Source organism: Virgibacillus sp. LDC1, from assembly GCF_025792345.1.
Lineage (GTDB): Bacteria > Bacillota > Bacilli > Paenibacillales > Paenibacillaceae > Paenibacillus_AQ > Paenibacillus_AQ lautus.
In genome coordinates this window covers 541355-560067 of record NZ_JAOXLZ010000006.1, presented here as the reverse complement: position 1 = coordinate 560067, position 18713 = coordinate 541355, and the positions used below count along the sequence as shown (strand labels likewise).

General features: G+C 46.7%; 11 protein-coding genes. All 11 read right to left on the bottom strand.

Annotated elements, in window-relative coordinates; all coding sequences use genetic code 11:
• Positions 1-16: 16 nt before the first annotated feature.
• The 11 genes from OHJ21_RS30330 to OHJ21_RS30280 all read right to left on the bottom strand — a co-directional run bounded on the left by OHJ21_RS30330 (position 17) and on the right by OHJ21_RS30280 (position 18666).
• Positions 17-2719, bottom strand: coding sequence for a phosphodiester glycosidase family protein (locus tag OHJ21_RS30330; protein ID WP_100540937.1), 2703 nt, complete (start codon positions 2717-2719; stop codon positions 17-19).
• Between the two features lie 455 nt (positions 2720-3174).
• Entirely contained in the window at positions 3175-4380 is a 1206-nt protein-coding gene (gene metK / locus OHJ21_RS30325; protein ID WP_100540938.1) for a methionine adenosyltransferase, read from the bottom strand.
• 224 nt (positions 4381-4604) lie between these two features.
• The gene (locus OHJ21_RS30320; protein WP_100540939.1) at positions 4605-4892 is read right to left on the bottom strand and encodes an alpha/beta-type small acid-soluble spore protein; all 288 of its coding nucleotides are present in this window, start codon (positions 4890-4892) and stop codon (positions 4605-4607) included.
• A 187-nt stretch (positions 4893-5079) separates the two neighbouring features.
• Positions 5080-5565 carry a hypothetical protein gene (locus OHJ21_RS30315; protein WP_100540940.1) on the bottom strand — a complete coding sequence of 162 codons (486 nt, stop codon included), beginning with the start codon at positions 5563-5565 and terminating at the stop codon, positions 5080-5082.
• A gap of 78 nt (positions 5566-5643) precedes the next feature.
• Positions 5644-8604: an Ig-like domain-containing domain gene (locus OHJ21_RS30310; protein ID WP_100540941.1), complete on the bottom strand. Its 2961-nt coding sequence runs from the start codon at positions 8602-8604 to the stop codon at positions 5644-5646.
• A 368-nt stretch (positions 8605-8972) separates the two neighbouring features.
• Positions 8973-9317, bottom strand: coding sequence for a hypothetical protein (locus OHJ21_RS30305; protein WP_100540942.1), 345 nt, complete (start codon positions 9315-9317; stop codon positions 8973-8975).
• Positions 9318-9569: 252 nt separating this feature from the next.
• A complete protein-coding gene (locus OHJ21_RS30300; RefSeq protein ID WP_486022046.1) occupies positions 9570-13208 on the bottom strand; it encodes an S-layer homology domain-containing protein in 3639 nt (1212 codons plus the stop codon).
• Positions 13209-13425: 217 nt separating this feature from the next.
• Positions 13426-14550: a glycosyltransferase family 4 protein gene (locus tag OHJ21_RS30295; RefSeq protein ID WP_071219817.1), complete on the bottom strand. Its 1125-nt coding sequence runs from the start codon at positions 14548-14550 to the stop codon at positions 13426-13428.
• Positions 14551-14663: 113 nt separating this feature from the next.
• Complete coding sequence (locus OHJ21_RS30290; protein WP_486022044.1) at positions 14664-15422, bottom strand: WecB/TagA/CpsF family glycosyltransferase; 759 nt, start codon at positions 15420-15422, stop codon at positions 14664-14666.
• A 5-nt stretch (positions 15423-15427) separates the two neighbouring features.
• Entirely contained in the window at positions 15428-16672 is a 1245-nt protein-coding gene (gene csaB / locus OHJ21_RS30285; protein WP_100540945.1) for a polysaccharide pyruvyl transferase CsaB, read from the bottom strand.
• Positions 16648-18666, bottom strand: coding sequence for a DUF5693 family protein (locus OHJ21_RS30280; RefSeq protein WP_100540946.1), 2019 nt, complete (start codon positions 18664-18666; stop codon positions 16648-16650). Before OHJ21_RS30280 ends, csaB begins: the two co-directional genes overlap by 25 nt.
• Positions 18667-18713: the final 47 nt, after the last annotated feature.

Genomic DNA, 18713 nt, shown 5'->3' with positions numbered 1-18713 from the left:
TACATATCATACCATATCATGATTCGATCGTAACGGTCTTCGTGTTCTTGTCCCATTTTACTTTAAGGCCTAATTGCTCGGAAACGAGACGAAGAGGGACCAAAGTCCTACCACCTTGAACCATAGGTGCTACAGCCGCCGAACTGCGCTTACCGTTTAGAATGAATTCTTTCTTGCCAACCGTCAGTTCCATGAGCATACCGCCCCTCAGGACGCCTACCCGCTGAGCGGATTGGTTCCAGGTTGCTTGCCCGCCGAACGCGTCGAGCACGTGCTTAATCGGAACGTAGGTCGTTCCATTTTTCAAGATTGGCGCCGAATCGATTGCCACTTTCGAACCATTCAGCATCAGCGATTTTTGCCCAATGGTCATGACCGCTTTGCCTGTTGGAAGTCCTTCATTCCCTGATAGAGACGGCATTGTGAAACGGATATCATCAAAAGATACAGCTCCTGTCAATGCACGCTCGTCCTGGCCTTCTTCCACGTTTACCACATACAGCCGCTTCATCTGTGCCGGGAATGCAATGTTATATCCGCTGAGATCGATGCTCAGTGTTTTCCAACCGCTCCAATCCATTGCTTTTGCCAAGTCGACGTAAACGGTTTTCCCGTTATTGTCTTGGAGTTCAGCGCGCAGCCAGTTCAGGCTGTTATCTCCCTCCACATCAATCGTCATGGCCGTAGCCTGCGCAGGAATCGTTTTACCTGTCGTGCCATTCAACTCGGCGTAAGCGTACATTTTTTGCCCTAATCCGCCTGTCATATCATAGGTCAAGTTCAAGACTTTAGATGATGCTTTTGCTCCGCTGCCATTTTTGATCGCTGCAGTCCCGGTAACTGCCGGCACATTGGTCGTGAACTTCACCGGGTAATTCACATTCTCGAAGTTCTCCCACGTGCTCTCGCCCGCTGCCGATAAAATAACGACCGTGCTAAAGCCGTCATAGCGCGCGATGGCATAACCGACTTTCGAATTGCTGTTCACGGAGGATACGGTCAATCGGCCGTCTTTCACGCTGCCTTTAAATCCGATAAACTCCCATTTCAGCGCACTGCTCGGAACCTCCAAACTCTGGCCGCTGCCCGTTACGGCCGTCACCGGCACGGAAACGCTCGTTCCAGCCTGCAGCGGTGCACTTGATACGCCGGTAGTCAAAGCAACAAGATCATCCGCGCCCAGCACCTTGACTTGCATCGTAGCTTTTGTACTGCCGCTTACTGCCGTCAGTGTTGAGGTGCCCGGCTTCGTCGCTTTAATGCTTTGTCCGTTGACCGCTAGGTTGCCATTGCTGGACTTCCAAGTCGGTTTAATCGAACCAGCTTCCATTGGATTATAGTAGGTATCGTAGCCCTTCAGTTCATACGTGCCGATTTGCCCGATCAGAAGCGTGTTGCTGCCGCTTACTTTCAAGCCCTTCAAGCTGCCCTGAGGTGCTGTGGAGAACACGCCGAGTGCGTTAACAATGCTGCGCTGCGTGGTACCGTACTCCGTGTTGAAGGTCAGCTGGGTATTCATCTCGGCTAACGGACGGTTGACCATCGTTGTTGATCCGCCGCCGTCGAGGTTCATTCCCTTCCATACTCCAATCTTCGTCATGAAATCCTGAAGCTGCTGCAGTGTCATGCCTTTGCTGTTATCGTTGCTCTCCGTAGCGATCAGGTACGCGTAACGTCCGTCTTTGGAGTAGCCTACGGCTGTACGTGCCCTGCTCCCTCCAATCGAATTCACGTTTCGAGAGAATGACGCCGCCTTGCCGTTATCCACCAGAATGGTATGGCCTCCAATCATCATTTGGAGTGTAGATGGGTCCAGTTCTTTACCTGATTTTTTGGACACCAAAGCATAATCGGCTTCCAGCCTCTGTCCAACTGCCAGATTTTGTTTCACGAACTCTGCCGCAGCACCATGGGTTCGTAAGATGTAGCTTCCCTCCGGTATCGCTGTTGGCAATCCTGCCATTACTGAAATATCGGTTATGACGCCATCCGTTACCATAACCTCCGTTGGCGTTGTCGAGCTGTTCTTAGGACGCTCAACAGCCTTCCATGCGCTTGTGTAAATATAAGCTGCATTCGCATGGCTATACGTTGATCCGGTGCCCTCTGGCGCATAGGATGTTTTGTTCATACCCGCGAGCGGGAATGAGGCCCCATTCTCAGCTGTAATGCTCCCCGAGAAAGCAAACTCATCCAGAATTGGCGTTCCATCGTTCGTTACTCCAAAAGCATACATGCCTTTAAGTTCCGAGGGGGTTGACATCAGCTGACCGTTTGATATCTGAGCACCCATCGGAGCCCCTTCGCTGCCGGTATTAAAAAAGTCACCATTAATAGCAGCTACCGCGCCGTTCTCCTTCGCCATTCCGCCCGTGCTTTGTCTCGTTGTAAATTGATTTCCTTGGCCAGTCATGACGTCCAATTTCACATATTTGTTGTTCAGATCCACCCGAATGACATTCGCCAGCGATTTTGCGCCAGCACTGTTGATATACTGATATTTCATCAAAACCGCACCGGAAGTAATGATTTCCTCACCGAGCTTCTTAGCCGATGTTGATGCCGCATAAGCTACCGAGGATGTTGATAGATTCCCTATCACTGGTATTCCGCTGCTCAGCACAGGACCCACCCAGATGACTCCTGCCAATGTAATAATCAACCATTTCTTGCCTACACCAGATGTTGTAGACTTCAGTGTTTTCCCCTGACTAACCATGTAATCGTAACTCTCCCATCTCTCGTTCGACACAGATGCCGAACATATAAAGTCTCTAATTAATAGACTTCATTTTTTAGGAAAAGTTACGATTTTGTTATAAAAAAACGCTTTTGCGTATCGTACACTAAGTCTTGTACAATTTGTACCGGCATTTTTTGAGAGTCTATGTAATTCAATCCTATGTTACTATATTATCGTGTAAAAGTAACTAGTTTGTCATAAAGTTTATTCCTATATTACCATTTATTCATTAAGAAAGCTGATACCTATTGTGGATGCCAGCTTTTTAAATTATTTCATTTTTGTCATATTCTCAGGTTCAATTGAGTTACATCTCTACTCATAATTAGAAAGAGAGAAACAGAAAAAAGGCATGCACCGATTTTTTTCAGAAGAAAAATTAAATCAGCACATGCCTAAATTTTATATCTGCAACATATCTTAAAATTACCTTAGTTTACGCCAGCTTGTTCTTTCAACGCTTCCGCTTTGTCTACGCGCTCCCAAGGAAGATCGAGATCTGTACGACCAAAATGTCCGTAAGCAGCGGTTTGTTTGTAGATCGGACGACGAAGATCCAGCATGCGAATGATTCCAGCCGGACGCAGGTCGAAGTTGTTACGCACAAGCTCAACCAGCTTCTCTTCGCTCACTTTACCTGTTCCGTAAGTATCTACACTAATCGACACTGGGTTAGCGACACCAATAGCGTAAGCCAATTGAATTTCGCACTTGTCCGCAAGTCCTGCAGCAACCAGGTTTTTAGCCACGTAGCGAGCCGCGTAAGCAGCGGAACGGTCAACCTTTGTAGGATCCTTACCGGAAAATGCACCGCCGCCATGACGAGCGTAGCCGCCATAGGTGTCCACGATGATTTTGCGGCCTGTCAGACCAGCGTCCCCTTGAGGACCACCGATTACGAAACGGCCGGTAGGGTTAATGAAATATTTAGTTTCCGCGTCCAGCAATTCAGCCGGTACGACAGGAAGAATAACTTGTTCTTTAATATCCTTCTGGATTTGCTCCAGCGTTGCTTCTTCGGCATGTTGAGTCGATACTACGATCGTATCCACGCGAACTGGCGTATTGCCATCATACTCAACCGTTACCTGGGTTTTACCGTCCGGACGCAGGTATTCCAGCGTACCATCTTTACGAACCTCGGACAACCGACGAGCGATACGGTGAGACAATGCAATCGGAAGAGGCATCAGTTCAGGGGTCTCATTGGTTGCAAAACCAAACATCAGACCTTGGTCCCCAGCACCGATGTTCTCAGTTTCCTTGTCCACTTGGGAAGGATCACGATTCTCCAGTGCAGCGTTTACCCCCTGTGCAATATCGGCAGATTGCTCATTCAGCGATGTCAACACCGCACATGTATTAGAATCAAAACCGTATTTTGCACGGGTATACCCGATTTCCTTCACGGTATTGCGTACGATGGATGGAATATCCACGTATTCAGATTTAGTGCTAATTTCACCAATGACCAAAACAAGACCAGTCGCCACGGAAACTTCACAAGCTACGCGTGCGTTCGGATCGTTAGCCAAAAAAGCATCGAGTACCGCATCAGAAATCTGGTCACAGATTTTATCCGGATGTCCTTCAGTTACAGACTCAGATGTAAATAAACGTCGCCCTGTTAAAGACATGAGATCAACCTCCCATATGAATAGTATGTGATATATCAAGAGGTCCTACACAAAAAATGAACCTTTTCCGACAGGAAAAGGTTTGAAATGTACAATCCTCAACATGCATATTAACTTATTTGTTACCAGGTGTCAATCCAGTAAGTAAGCTGTTTTTCAAGGATTTTCTTGGGTTTTTCAATCATTTTAATCAAGAATAAGTTCCACTTGTAACTGAAAAACGACTACAGTCTACCGAAGAGACTTTGTTCAGCGTTTCGAACCAACCGTTTAGTGATCTCTCCACCAACAGATCCGTTCTCACGGGATGTTAGATGTCCCCATCCAGGACGACGGCTGGAAGACCCACCTCCGATGGTTCCTAACTCGGAACCAAATTCCGTATCGGCTCCATTGGAACCGCTACCATAACCTACAGGTAATCCAAACTCTGCTGCAATTTCGTATTTCATTTGCTTCAGCATTTCACGACTCTCCGGTACAACTTGACGGTTACGACTGCTGCGTGCCATGAACATACACCTCCTGTATTGGTTTTTACAGAAGTATTATTTGTCGATTTCAAAGCACTCACACGTATAAAACGTTGTCACAACTGGCAATAATTATAAGAGGAATAAGCCGGGCAAAAGTCCTCGCCAGACCACTCTAGGATGAAGCGGTATCAGCAAATGTCTAACGCACCCTAGTTGCCGATCATTACTTAATGGTGTAGCCGCCGCGCACCATGACAATCAAATTACTTGTCTGTCCTTCTTTCACCTGGATGCCGCGACCTTCACGTGGGAAGGAAAGCAGATGGTTCTTAGGCGCTGTTTCGCCGTTTAACAGGTCTTTACCGTCCGTCAGATCTGCAACGCCGCTAGCGACTTCTGTGTAGATCACAGCGTTTCCGGAACGCACGATGAACTCCGTTCCTGCATCGGCAATCAGAATCTTGCCTGGCTTCAGCGCAACGTTCTTGACTTCTTCAGCACCTTGGGATGGCTGCGTAGGATTCGTTGGGTTGGTAGTCCCTAGTGCTTGCTGGATTTGTTGGTCTACGTAGCTTTTGGTGACGACTGGATCGTCGGTGGTGCCTGGGGTGGTGCCGGCGCCGGTTACTTGGAAATTTAGAAACGAACCAACAAGAATACTGCTTCCTACAATTAATACACCGAGTCCCATTTTGTAAGAGCTTTTCATGATATTCATTTCTCCTTTAACGTATGTAATAAAAAACTGCCCGGAAATGATTCCGGACAGTTCTTTTGAACAAATAAATTACTTCTTGATAATTTCTTTGTAAATAGCGTCTGCAGCGTTATTGTTTGTATCGACGATATATTTACCTTTTGCAACGGAAACTTGACCGCCAACAGTAGGGTTGTATGGTTTTTCAAGTTGTACACGAACAACTTTCGCGCTAACTTTTGTAGCACCTGTTACAGTAACTGAGTCGCCGTCAACATACACTTTAAACGCATCTGGAGTGTAGTATACAGCAACTTCTTCATTGAATTCAATGTCTACATAAGTTGCACCTGTAACCGTAGTAGCTTCAACTGCTTCTGGTGCGATACCGTCTTCGATTGCTTTATTGCTTGCAACTGTGAGCGCCTCGATTTTGTGACCGAGATTATCAGAAGTTTGAGGTTTCTCAACAGTTGTCAAGAGACCCAGATTTGTTGCATTCAATTTGCTATCCAAAGTGAATTCAACAGTTGTCACACCGTTATCAAACTTAGGCTCACCTGCAGTACCTTTGATGTTACCAGCGAAAGTGAAGTCGCTCGAAACAACCGAAGTAATGTTACCGTTAAATTCAACTTTCACTTTATCAAGTGCAGTTGCTTTAACAGATTTCACAGGGATTTGTACGCCTTGACCAATTGCAATTGTCGAATCTGTCAAATAGTTACCGTTAAGATCTGCAACGTTGACTACGCGCAAGTCTGCTTTATCCAATTCAGTAGCCCAGTTCGCGAAGTCTTTCTTAGGAATAGTCAAACGAACTGTTTCAGCATTTCTCAATGATGGTTTTGGAGCGTTTTTAGTAGGGAATGCTTTGTAAACATTACCTGTAACATATCCGTATTTGTTGATTTCCAATGCATCGCCGTTTCCATCAACTGCAACAGCTCTGTTAAATTGAACATCAATGTACAGATCGTCATTGTCGGAATCAGAATCAACCCACGCTCTCACAAGTTTAAGTGCAGATGTGTTAGTTACATCAACAGAGAGAGTTTGTGGCAACATTGTATTTCCGATGGAAGCAGTATCGCGAATGTTAGCAACATCCAAAGTGTACTTGCCTGCTGCAAGAGTACCAATGGACTTAACAACTACACGATTTTTGTATGTTTTACCGTTTTTGGTTTCGAATGTTGGTACAGTAACAGGTTTACCGCTATTGAAACCTTTCTCAGTCACAACTTCACCTTTAGAATTTTTCAGGACGAAGTTGTCACGGTTTTGGATATCAGTCAAGTTTACATCTTCGGAGAACTCCAAAGTGAAGATTGTAGTGTTGTTTTCAACATCTACTTTTACATCGGAAACAGTTGGACGCTCAGTATCAAGTACTGGTGTAACTTTAGCTTCACGGTTTGCAGAGTTGTCGCTGTAATCTCTTACGCCTTCAAGGTAAATAGTGTTTTCACCCAGGCTCAGTTTTTTGCTGTCAGTGCTGAAAGTCAAAACAACAACGTTGTCTTTAATTTCTACTTTGTCAGCAGTTTTGCCAGCGGATGTATGGTAAGCCTTGTCAACCGATTTCACGGACTCGTTGAATTCAACTTCAACTTTAGTCAGATCTTTCGTTTTAACGGATACCACTTCTGGAGCTGTTTTATCTTCAGCTACTGTGAACTTAACATCTGTTGGGCTAACTTTGAATTTAGCAAAGTCAGTTACGCCTTGAACGTTCAAAGTATGCTCGCCTACAGCAAGATCAGTAGTGATGAAGGCAATGTTAGGGTAAGTGAATTTCACCCAACCGGATACTGCCTTACCGTCGATTTTGTAGTTGGAGATGTTAGAAGCAGTTGTAGATTGAACAGGCTCGGAGAACACTACTTTGAATGCTTTTGTTCCGAGACCTACAACTTCAGTTACTTCTGGAAGTTGAGTATCAACCGCTCTTAATGTTACAGTTTCTTTAAAAGTTTTGGAACCGTCAGAGTTTTTAACGCCATTAATTTCAAACTTAGCGTCTTTTTGCTCTGGAAGGTTAGCCGACTCTTGAGCAACCAACAAAGATACACTGCGCTTGTCTGCGGACAATTTAGCAGATTCGAAAGTCACACCAGTAACTTTGTAGTTATCTTCGTTCTCTGCAGTTTTAGCTTCAACTTCACCATCGAATTTAACTGTAACTTCTTTGTAGTTGGAAGCAGATACAGATTCGATCTTAGTAGCTGCAGTTACAACCCAAGTTACACTTTCAGTGTACTCGTAGTTGTTATGTGTAAATTTAACTTCTGTAGCTGTGTTTGCTTTCAAAGCAGTTTCCAAAGTTACTTTAACAACTTCGTTGTTAGCAAGTTTGAATTCAACTACTTTGCCATCTTCTTTCACTTCGTAAGAAACCACTTTTGGTTTTTGTTGAGAAAGGTAGATGGAGTAAGCAACGTCAACCAGTTGGGAACGGGAAGCGTTCGCTTTAGGGTTAGCTTTAGCGTCTACCAAACCAGCGTTGATTGCCGCTTGAACATAACCTTTAGCCCAGTCAGAAGCGTTGTTGTTAGTTTCTGTTGGAATTTCGAGTTTTTGTGCAGTAACGAGAACCTTCGCCATTTCTTGAACGGTGATTTTACCGTTGAAGTCGAAGATCATTTTCGTTGTGTTTTTACCTTCCATCAGACCAGCAGCGTAAACTGCTTCTACATAAGGAGCTGGCCATTTGCTAGCCTTGTAGTTTTTGTCTTTGAAAGATGCTTTGCCTTGGATTGGCTCGAGACCCATGATGCCAACCAGAACTTTTGCAAACTCAGCACGAGTCATGTCTTTTTCAAGACCAGCAGTTCCGTCTGGGTAACCAGTGAAGATCCCTTTTTCTTTCAGTACATCAAATTTCTGTTGTGTGTTAAGCGCATCGTCACCGAATGCAACAGAAGCAAACATGGAGAATGCCATTGCTGTAGACAGTGCTACGGATAAAATTTTCTTCATAACCTTTTTTTCTCCTCCTTGAATCATCACTTGATTGTTTTCTTTAATTTGGTAGCTCTTATCACTCATTTGTCCTGCACCTCCTTTCTCGAGTTGAGCATAAATCATAAATGATGTCTGTGACGATATCACAGAATCTTGTTAACGAGAGAACACTACAAACTAGAATAGATTCCTAATCCTACCTAGGTATTATACAACGAGTCCCCAACACCGTAAAGAACATTTTTCTAATTAATAGACAATCTTCTTGCATCGGATAATCTTGGTTACCTCGTTGGGCTCTACATTATAAACGTTTGATTTTCCAAAAAGTTGCGGTAGTTGCAAAGTTTTTTTAAAAAAAATTTTAGAAGTTAACTCGTATCCTATAACAACCCCTCTTTTACATATTACGACAACAAAAAAAGACGCCCTCTGGGCGCCTTTGTAGAATACTAGCGAATCTTCATAGCAAGCTGGATAATTCGCGCACGCATCTCTGGATTGCTGTGCAGCGTGCTGTACATCTGATCGATCTCCGTTTTATTCGTACGATATGTCTTATCATGTTTAATTGTAGTATGTGACCATTGGATCAACGCATTCTCAGCCGCTGTCATTTCGTTAAATGAATCATGAAAGCCTGTCTCAACAACGAGTCCCTCCATGACTTCCTGAGTTATCTCATCATGAGCGGCACGAGCCAGCTCAATCTTCTTCTCCATCACTTTGGCTTTTTCCTCGAACTTGGTCTTCGCCTTCATGTAGTCGAGCTGCGCTTTTGATAATATCGGCTTCATAAATTCATCTTCACCCTCTAAAAATAGTATGTGCTTCCGCTATTGTAGCGTATTCTACATGAAATTACAAAACAATAGATATTGGTAAACGGTTTCCTGGCCTCTGATAATACCCATAAGATCTTGCTAATTATGCCATTAATAACCTTATTCATTATAAACCGCGCATGAAAAAACGAGAGCACTGCCATTAGAAATTGGGCATCTGCTCTCGTTCCTTTTGTCATGCAAGTCCTTGCTTATTCATGTTTCTTACAGCATTTTGAGCTTGCTCATCATGCGTTTAACGACAGTTGCTGTATCTGCACGATTCAGCACTGCATCCGGGTTAAAGTTGTAGGTTGGTTTTTTCTCTCCTTCTTTCAAGCTGTTCGCTACACCGGTTAGAATACCGGCTTTGCTTACCGCAAGAATGGCTGGATAAGAGTAATTCGACTTGATATTGCCTACATCTTCAAACTGCTTCTGAAGCGCTGCTTTATCTTTTTCGATTTCCCCCATCTTCAGGTTCAGTGCGCGTGCAATCATGTTGGCCGCTTCTTCGCGAGTCAGTTCCATATTAGGAGCAAAGCTCCGTGGCGCAATGCCACGAATAATTCCTTTTCTGGCAGCCGTCTCGATGTAACGGTAATCCCACTGCATGCTGTTGACTACACTTTCCTGATAAATGTCATCAAAAGTGAGCTTGTTTTTATCCGTATCGTAATCCAACGGAATATCCAGCAGCTTCACTATAATAGTAGCTAATTCACCGCGAGTCATTGGATCATACACGCCGAATGCATCTGTCTTGGATGCCTTCATATATCCTCTGGCCAGCATCAATTCAATATCGTTGCGGGCCGTCTTATGCGAAATCGCATCAGAGTAGCTATAACGTAAGGATTTAACTGCGTAATAACCAAACCCCTTGAATGGAGCCGTAACAGTTTTCTTCTTGGCGTCTACTTTCCCGCCGATGTTGGTCCAAGTTCCTTGGGACGGGTTATACCACCAAATGCCCAAGTTGCTTGAAGCCGAATTCACCAGTGCTGAATCATATTCCAAGGTAATTGTACCCTTTTGAGACAGCTCCATCCAATTCTGCGGAATCAACCGTTGATGAAATTCGTTGCCTTTCGCGTAAGGATGCGCTGCTGCCTTTACATTAAAGTCCTCTATGTTGCTGCTGTAGGCATTAAGCGAACCTGCATCCAGCCAGTAGAGTGGTGATGAATATCCGAAATGGGCAGCCGGGGTGAACCGGAACGCATTGTTATTATCCCCTGGAATCAGGGACAGGCGTCCGTCCATTTCCACGCCGTTCTCGATTTCACCGATCCGGTTATAGGCTTTAATGGTCCGTCCATCGATCTGGTTGGCAATGCCGAACAGAATGTCATGCTCGCCAAGAAGGTTGATCGTAGGTACTTCTGCGGTAGGACTTGATTTAGCCTGTTGAAGTACGGTACCTTTCGGCAAGGACAGCGATACGCCGCCTTTAAATACGGACACTTTGCCTGACTTCGAAATATTGGTTTTAAACTGAGATCCTTCTGTAGCATCATCTGTGTAAGTTACAACGAATTGCCCGCTTGTCTTTTTGGTGCCTTGTTCGATCGTGAACTTGATTGTGTTTTTACCGTTTTTCAGGTTCTTGACTTCAAGGCGGAAAATATCGCTGATTTCAGATTTCACCATTGGCGTTTTGCCAATCAGAATGGAGTCAGCTCCTTCAGCCTTGATGCTTACCTCTACAAAGTTCTGTTTCAGCACGCCTTCGTTCGGCAGTTTCGGAGACAGCACTTGGTAAGGTGCACGTTCGCGCGTGATTTCGATAGTATCGGTTGTTGTAACCGACTGATAACGCGAACCGATGCTGATGGCCTGCAAACCAACCTCTGGTAGTGCGAGCTCTTTGAACACCACGCGAGCCGAGCTGGAGTTTGCGCCATTGACAATGGTAAAGTACCGGTCGTACTCTGCCGGATTAATGGGATCCAATTGGGTCTTCAGGGCACCACCCGAGAGAGTCCAGGTTCCTGCGTTGTTTTTGGTAAAGACTGCAAAGATGGTTGGCGTCGGATGACTGAGGTTCACCGTAATCTCATCCGTGTATTCCACTTCAAAGCGCAGACCCAAAGCTTTTTCATATGTGTTATAAGCATTCTCAGCCGTTTCTCTGAACAATCCGTCCGGATCGGATTCCGTTGCGGAGCCAACCGGGAATGGGATCATGTTTTTGATAACTGAACGGGTATCGCTAAAATAAAGCAGGGTCAGCTTCGTCGAGATTTTCCCGCTCTTGTCGGCGACCACCAACGTATTCGGACCTGGAATCAGCTGCAAGAACGTCGTATCCGTAAAGCTGAATTCCCCGTTACCGTTCACGTTCAGATCGCGAGTGTTACCGTTCAGGGAAATCGTAAGTCCTGTAGTCCCTGTGTAGTTGACAATGCGTCCTGTCACTTGGTTGAATTCTGAGCTGTTCTTAAATACCTGGTTGTTGTACAAATTGAAAATATCAATATAAGAAGAAGACAAGAACGTCACCGGGATGACTTTGGTATCGGAAACGCCCGATCCATTGCTGACCTTGATGATCAGATTTTGCTGACCTGTCGGCAGGTTCGTGATTTTGAAAACCGTGTGGCCGTTGTAGGTAAACTTCTGGGCGATCGTGCCGCCGCCCTTGCTGGATTCAATCTCCACATTGCCTGCGTTGACTTGATCGACCATTAGATAGATCGGCAGTTCATTCAGGACGGTATCATTACCGCTTGGGAAAATGGATTGGGAGGTAGCCGATACCGTTCCCCCGCTCTCCGTTACGCCGTACAATTGGTACACCTGCTTAATGGTAGGCGCACTGACATCGCGGTAAGTAAAAGAATTCTTCACATCAAAGCCCGTAGTAGCATCCTTAGTGAGTACAAAATAATCCCCACTCTGAGTGATGCTGGTAGCGCCGGTCGTTGTAAAAGGATACATCAAGGTATTGCCCAGCAAGCTTGCCGCACCTACGGTTGCCGGCGAGGTCGTGATCGGATTAGTGGATCCTACCGGAAATACGGATACTTCAAGAATCGGGGGAACCGCTGGGGTACCAGCCGGAGGAGCATCCACGATCACATAACCGGAGATGACGCCGTTAACCGTACCGGTTACAACCGCCTGTCCATCAATATTTGTGCCGCCAATCTTCAGTTGATTGACAGTTATGGAACCTGTCGGATGATAAACGACCTGTCTATTGATGGTCTGGGATTTCGATTCGGAGTTCACGACGATCACCAGATCGTTGACACCCTTCTGCAGCAGGATCCCTGCGGAGTAATACGTATCGCCGCCGCCGGCATACATATTCTGCCCATTGACGGTAACACCCTTGGATCCATTCGTCGCTTTGACGGAAATGCTGATGGTCTGCGTAGTAACGACAACCGGCTTGGAGGCATTCTCTTCCAGAACGCGTCCATCACTGAGCGCTACTTCATAAACAGCCGGTACATCGGAAAACTTCACATAAGCCGTGGCACTCATCTGCTGACCTTGCGTGCTCATACCGGACACGATGATTTTGTTTACACCCTGGTTCAGCTGCACATTCAGAAATTGGAACGTATTCGCTGCTTCGTCCAGGATCGGCTTGACGCCAGTGCCGCCCGTGGTCGTGTCATCGAAGCGTTTAATCTCATACGAGATGGTATTCGGGTTAATGCCATTGTAGGTACCCGAAACCGTAATGGAGCTCCGGTTCTCCGGCGTTGGAGAATTCGGATCCGTACTTAGATTGGAAAAGTGAAAAAACAAGGCTCCATTTGCAGCTGAAGCCGGTAATGCCGGAATAAGGGAAAAGAACATAGCAATGGCCAATAACAGGCTTGCTATTGTACGGAAATTTTTCTTCAACGGTTGTGCCTCCTTGATCATTCGGACGTTGGCGTCCGTTTTGGGTGTTACGTCGTTCACTGGGTCCCCTCACTTTCACTGACAGATTGGTTCTAGCGCATAGTTCATATATCGGTCCCAGACATTCAATTATTTAGAAAAAATCACAAAAAAGCCTCACCCTTTTTGGGTGAGGCTGGCATGTCCGATCCGGACACATGATGAAAAAGAATAAGTTCTATTTGGTGCGGCTTTCGGGATTTGCCTTCATTCGCATCCGGTTGATTAGACCCAGAATCGGCCGTTTGGTCTTGCCGACCAGTCCGATGATTTCCGCACCGATCTGCATAAAACACATCATGACGCAGATGACGACAAAGGTTACCCAGTTCGCTTCATACATGGCAGCCGAAGATTGAATGACGGCCAGTACGCCGAAAAACGCGGCAATGACATAAATGATCAACACCGTCTGACGGTGACTGAATCCAAGCTCGCGCAGACAGTGATGCAGATGCCCCTTGTCCGGAGCAAAAATCGGTTTCTTCTGGATTTTGCGGCGAATGATTGCGAAAAACGTATCAGACAGCGGAACGCCGATAATGATCAGCGGCGTAATAAAGGATACAATCGCAATCTGTTTAAATCCAAGCAGAGACAGCATGGCCAAACAGAATCCAAGGAATAGCGAGCCCGTATCCCCCATAAAAATCTTGGCCGGATGGAAGTTGAAGAACAGGAACCCGATAATGCTGCCGAGCAGCAGCAGACATAGCAAGGCAACGGTGGTGTTGCCCATCAAGACGGCCATGACCAGAATCGTGCCGATTGCAATGCCCGATACACCAGCTGCAAGTCCATCGAGTCCGTCAATGAGATTAATCGCGTTGGTTACGCCGACAATCCAGAAGATTGTCAGTGGAATCGATACCCAGCTCTCCAGCATGGAGTATCGGTCCTGGAACGGTATATTTACAAAGTCCACGGTAATATTAAATCCGAATACAACTACGCAAGCAGCTGCAATTTGCGCCAAAAACTTCACTTTGGCCGAAAGTTCAAAACGATCATCCAAGGCTCCGATCAATACGATCATGGAACCGCCGATCAGAAATGCCTTCATAAAGTTGGCATCGCGAGGCGACAGGCTATCCGGAAGAAAAGGAAGAACTGCAATCAGTCCAAGAATAAAAGCCAGATAGATGCCGAGTCCCCCGAGTCGGGGCATGATCCGGGTATGAACCTTGCGGGCATTTGGAACGTCAACGGCACCAATCTTAACGGCAAACTTCTTCACAAGCGGCGTTAAGAGCAGGGCGAGCGTCAGCGATACGATAAACCCGATGATGTATATCATTAACATGTAATCATTCGACCCCCAATATTATCTACCGGTTGAATTATACTCCCTTCGGGTCCAAAAACCAATACCAATTTCCGGTGAAATCCCGGATTTCCCTCACAGAAATGAGCCATTTAGCTCGATTTCGTTACGTTTTCTTTCTCGCGCAGCACTTTCACTACGAATTTCGGCAGCGCAAGCATTCTTTTGTAACGGGTGGGCTCCTTCAGAAGGCGGTAAAACCACTCGAGACGCAGCTTTTGGAATACTTTCGGTGCCCGCTTCAGTTTGCCAGAGATAATATCGAAAGATCCCCCGACTCCCATAACAACCGGAACTTGAAGGGCTTGTTTATGCTGCGCAATCCAAGGCTCTTGGTTGTCCGCACCACGGGCGACAAACAAAATATCCGGTGAAGCTGCCCGAATCTGCTCGATCACGTCGGCATCTTCATCAGGTCCAAAAAAACCGTCCCGGTAGCCGCATATAATCGCAGCCGGATATTGCATTTGTAACCTTTCGGCAGCTTCCTGAATCACTTCGGCAGTGGTTCCCAGCAGAAAGAACTTCCATCTATAGGTTTCCCCGACCTTCAACAATTCATGTAACAGCTCAAAGCCGGTAACACGCCCCTCCAGCGGTTCGCCGCCCACACTGGCAGCCCAGACGATCCCCGTCCCATCCGGAACGATAATTTCGGCACTTTGCATCATCTGTTTATATTCCGGATGGTTGACGGCCGTCATCACCATGATCGGATTCGCCGTTATGACATGGTGGGGCTGCCTTGACTGAACAGCCTCTGTCAGGAATCTCACCGTATCTTTCATACTAAGCTTGGAAAAAGGAATCTCGAACACCGATACGGTAGGAAATGGATAGGTCTGTTTCATGTTTATCATCCTCTATGGCGTAAATATTGGGCAATGTGGCGTGCAGGCATAGCAGCCTCTTGTTTCAATACGGTAATCTGCTCGCCGTGCTCCGCCTTCCATGCCGCTGCATCGTCCAGCAGCTTCAGCATTTGATCCTTTAACGTATCTGCGTCAAGGGATTCACTGCTTCCTACAGGTTCGCTGCCAAGCCGCTTCAAAAAGTGATTGATTTTCGGATCATAGGAAATTCCGAGCAACGGCACGCGCTGATTCGCAGCATAGATCAGGCTATGCAGACGCATGCCCAATATCATATCACAACGGCTAACCTCTCGCAGCATGTCCTGCGGCTGCTTCTCATCACGATAAAAACTGACTTTAGAACCATTTTTGGAAATATCGCCAATGCCACTAGCAATAAACTGCGAAGCCTCAAGATCATCCGGCTGATGAAAAGGGAGAAAACGAAGATGTACCGGACGTTGTGCGGCCAATGCCTTTAAACCTTCCGCAACAGCTTTCAACTCTTTGCGTTCCGAATGCCAATATCGAACCGAAATCCCAATGACCGGCAGAGAACCTTCCCCTTCTGTCTCGCGTTTGGATAACGAAGACCCAGCTAAAGGTTCTTCGGATGATTCACGATGATCTTCTATAGAAGAAACTGATGCAACATCGTTCTCTTCAAGCGCCGATCCCGGGTTAGAATCAATATGAACATCCCCGCCTTCCGGCAGCGGCAAGCCCATCACCGGATCCGGCACAACGTGAATGGCTTCCTCTGATATCCCCATCGATTGGAGCAGTTCGCCTGATTGAATGTCACGCACCGAGATGTAGGTGCATTTACGGAAGATCGAGCGAATCATTGGATAAAACAGCTTACGGTTGACCGGACCTACGCCCTGCGCATAAATAAAGGTCGGTTTACCAAGCCACTGCGCGATCTTGAGAACGCCCAGGTAATACGGGATCGTCTTCGGGCTGGTGGCATCCTGCAGCAGGCTTCCTCCGCCGCTGATCAAGCCGTCGCTGTCCTTGATTGCCTGACGAACCTCCCCCAGCTTCATCCGGTGTACAGACTTTACCCCATAAACCGCTGAGGTCCATTCGGGATCAATGGAAAGAACAACGGGATTGATCACAATCCCCGTTGCCTTGCTTTCTTGCTCCAGCGCGGTCAGAATCGATTTTAGGACCGCTTCGTCACCGCTATTTTTAAATCCGTAATATCCGGAAATGACTATTGTCTTAGAAGTGGAGACCATCGTTTCCAGATCCTTTCTGCCACTTGCCATACCAATATCGCGATCAATCCAATAATCAGGCCGAGTCCAAGACCCAGTACGACGCGAATGGCCGAAATATAGAGTGGCGTGTGAATATGCGTGAATGTTCCGACCATCGACAGCTGCCCCATAACCCCGATAATAAGCAGATAAACGGCATGACGGTATTTAAATGACAGGAACACGCCGAGTACCATCATCGGATGGGCTAGCAAAATTTCTTTGTTGCGCGGACGTACGCCAAACGTATTTTCCAGGAATGTACGGAATGTCATTTCGATCGAAGACACAGAACCTGCATTACCTGTACGGGTGAGATAGTACCAACCGACGATAGCCACAATACCGGCTGCGATAACCCATGTCAGTGAGATCGGTGCTTTAAGCAATTTCAGGATTGAGCTATAAGTCGATCCACCGCGGTACAGAACCACGTAGATCGCAATAAGCCCGATCGGAGCCGCTGCCAGCAAGCTTACGCCTCGGAACTGATCCAGAACGAGCATGTACGTCACATTGTTCAATAACGCGACAACGATCGGTACAGCCGCAAGCGACAGAATCGAGGTTTTGATCAGCAATACGATCGAATGGGTCACTCTTCTGCCAGAACTCATGTCCGGTATGCTTTGCTGCGTTTCATTGACTTTGCGGATGGCCAATATGACGGCAACCGTTGGAGCACTGATCGCGGCAAATAAAGCCAAGGCCTGTTCAAGCAATGTCGGCTTCAGGACATACAATCCCGCACTGCCCAAAAGCCCAATCAGGAAAGCGGCAATTGTAAGGAACGGAATGTAATAGGAGATCATGAGCGAAATCAGAGCTACAGCTCCCACGACAGCCCCAAGCTTGAAGTAACGCTGCAAGGAAGAGTCGGTCACCTTAAACGGCTCTGCAGGACCCATGGTGAAACCATTGTCCTCGATCTGTTTAATGGCCTGACCGGAACCTGTCAAACTGTCAATCAGATTATCCAGCGGGTGGGTAACGGACGCTTTGGTCATATCCCGGCTCGGCTCCGCGTTTAAATAGAACATTCGAATGTTACGGTCTTTGGAAGCCAGAGCAAAACGCTCCCCAATAACCTCAGGTTCCAGATTAGCATCCCGCTCGCTTAAGGAATAAATACGGGTTACATTGTAATCTGTTAGATAGGCAAGCTTCGTAAATCCTTTTTGCGGACGCTTGATATTCTCAATCGCCACAAGGCCGATACCATGCTGGTTCAAAAGCTCGCCAAAGGAATCCAAGCTTTTCATGTCTGCATCATCGTTGAAGCCTCTTGCGGAGTCACCTTCAAACAGAATTCGTTTTACGCCGTTGTCCGCGAAGTACGCCATCAGCTTCTCCATATAGGCCTGGTCATACGGAAGACTGTCCGACAGACGCGGCACAATATTAAAGCCCTTCTCTCGCAGCATGCTTATGGTAATAGGATCTGGAGACAGCGGCTTAATCACCGCGTTGGAACGCGGAGTTTCCAGCACCAACCCATCCACTCCACGATCGAACTGCCAGGAACTTACCGGAATACCCAATCTCGTGTAGGTTTCTTCGATAATGGGTTTAATTAAAGTCGCGCTTTCCTCGTTCAGGAATGAAACATACGTAAAATTCTCGTTCGGGGAGACCGTCGTGCCTGTCAGATCGGCGACCTGCTGCCCGTCATATACCGATATTCGCCGCGATTTCACCAGCTCGTCCAGCGTGCTTTCATAAAGCGCCATACTGATTACGCCGGCTTCTTTCAGGCGATCCAGCTGCTCGGATAAAAAATCCTGCGGCTTGGATTGATACGCCGCGACATCCAACAAATCCCGATAATCAAACACCAGCTCTACATTCTTTGATGTTGATTCTGTTTGCAGTCGGTCATAACCTACCGGCAGGGCCGCTGCAACGCCAAGAACAACCAGAATCCACAGCCACTTGCGGGCTGCTGTGTTCCAGCGTTTCCAATTCTGAACCACGAAAGTACCTCCTCATCGAACCTATGGAAATTTACGATGGAGGGCAA

What these genes read in the sequence shown, in the direction of transcription:
- OHJ21_RS30330 (WP_100540937.1), bottom strand. Translation starts at nt 2,719, where the DNA reads ATGGTTAGTCAGGGGAAAACACTGAAGTCTACAACATCTGGTGTAGGC.
- metK (WP_100540938.1), bottom strand. Translation starts at nt 4,380, where the DNA reads ATGTCTTTAACAGGGCGACGTTTATTTACATCTGAGTCTGTAACTGAA.
- OHJ21_RS30320 (WP_100540939.1), bottom strand. Translation starts at nt 4,892, where the DNA reads ATGGCACGCAGCAGTCGTAACCGTCAAGTTGTACCGGAGAGTCGTGAA.
- OHJ21_RS30315 (WP_100540940.1), bottom strand. Translation starts at nt 5,565, where the DNA reads ATGAAAAGCTCTTACAAAATGGGACTCGGTGTATTAATTGTAGGAAGC.
- OHJ21_RS30310 (WP_100540941.1), bottom strand. Translation starts at nt 8,604, where the DNA reads ATGAGTGATAAGAGCTACCAAATTAAAGAAAACAATCAAGTGATGATT.
- OHJ21_RS30305 (WP_100540942.1), bottom strand. Translation starts at nt 9,317, where the DNA reads ATGAAGCCGATATTATCAAAAGCGCAGCTCGACTACATGAAGGCGAAG.
- OHJ21_RS30295 (WP_071219817.1), bottom strand. Translation starts at nt 14,550, where the DNA reads ATGTTAATGATATACATCATCGGGTTTATCGTATCGCTGACGCTCGCC.
- OHJ21_RS30290 (WP_486022044.1), bottom strand. Translation starts at nt 15,422, where the DNA reads ATGAAACAGACCTATCCATTTCCTACCGTATCGGTGTTCGAGATTCCT.
- csaB (WP_100540945.1), bottom strand. Translation starts at nt 16,672, where the DNA reads ATGGTCTCCACTTCTAAGACAATAGTCATTTCCGGATATTACGGATTT.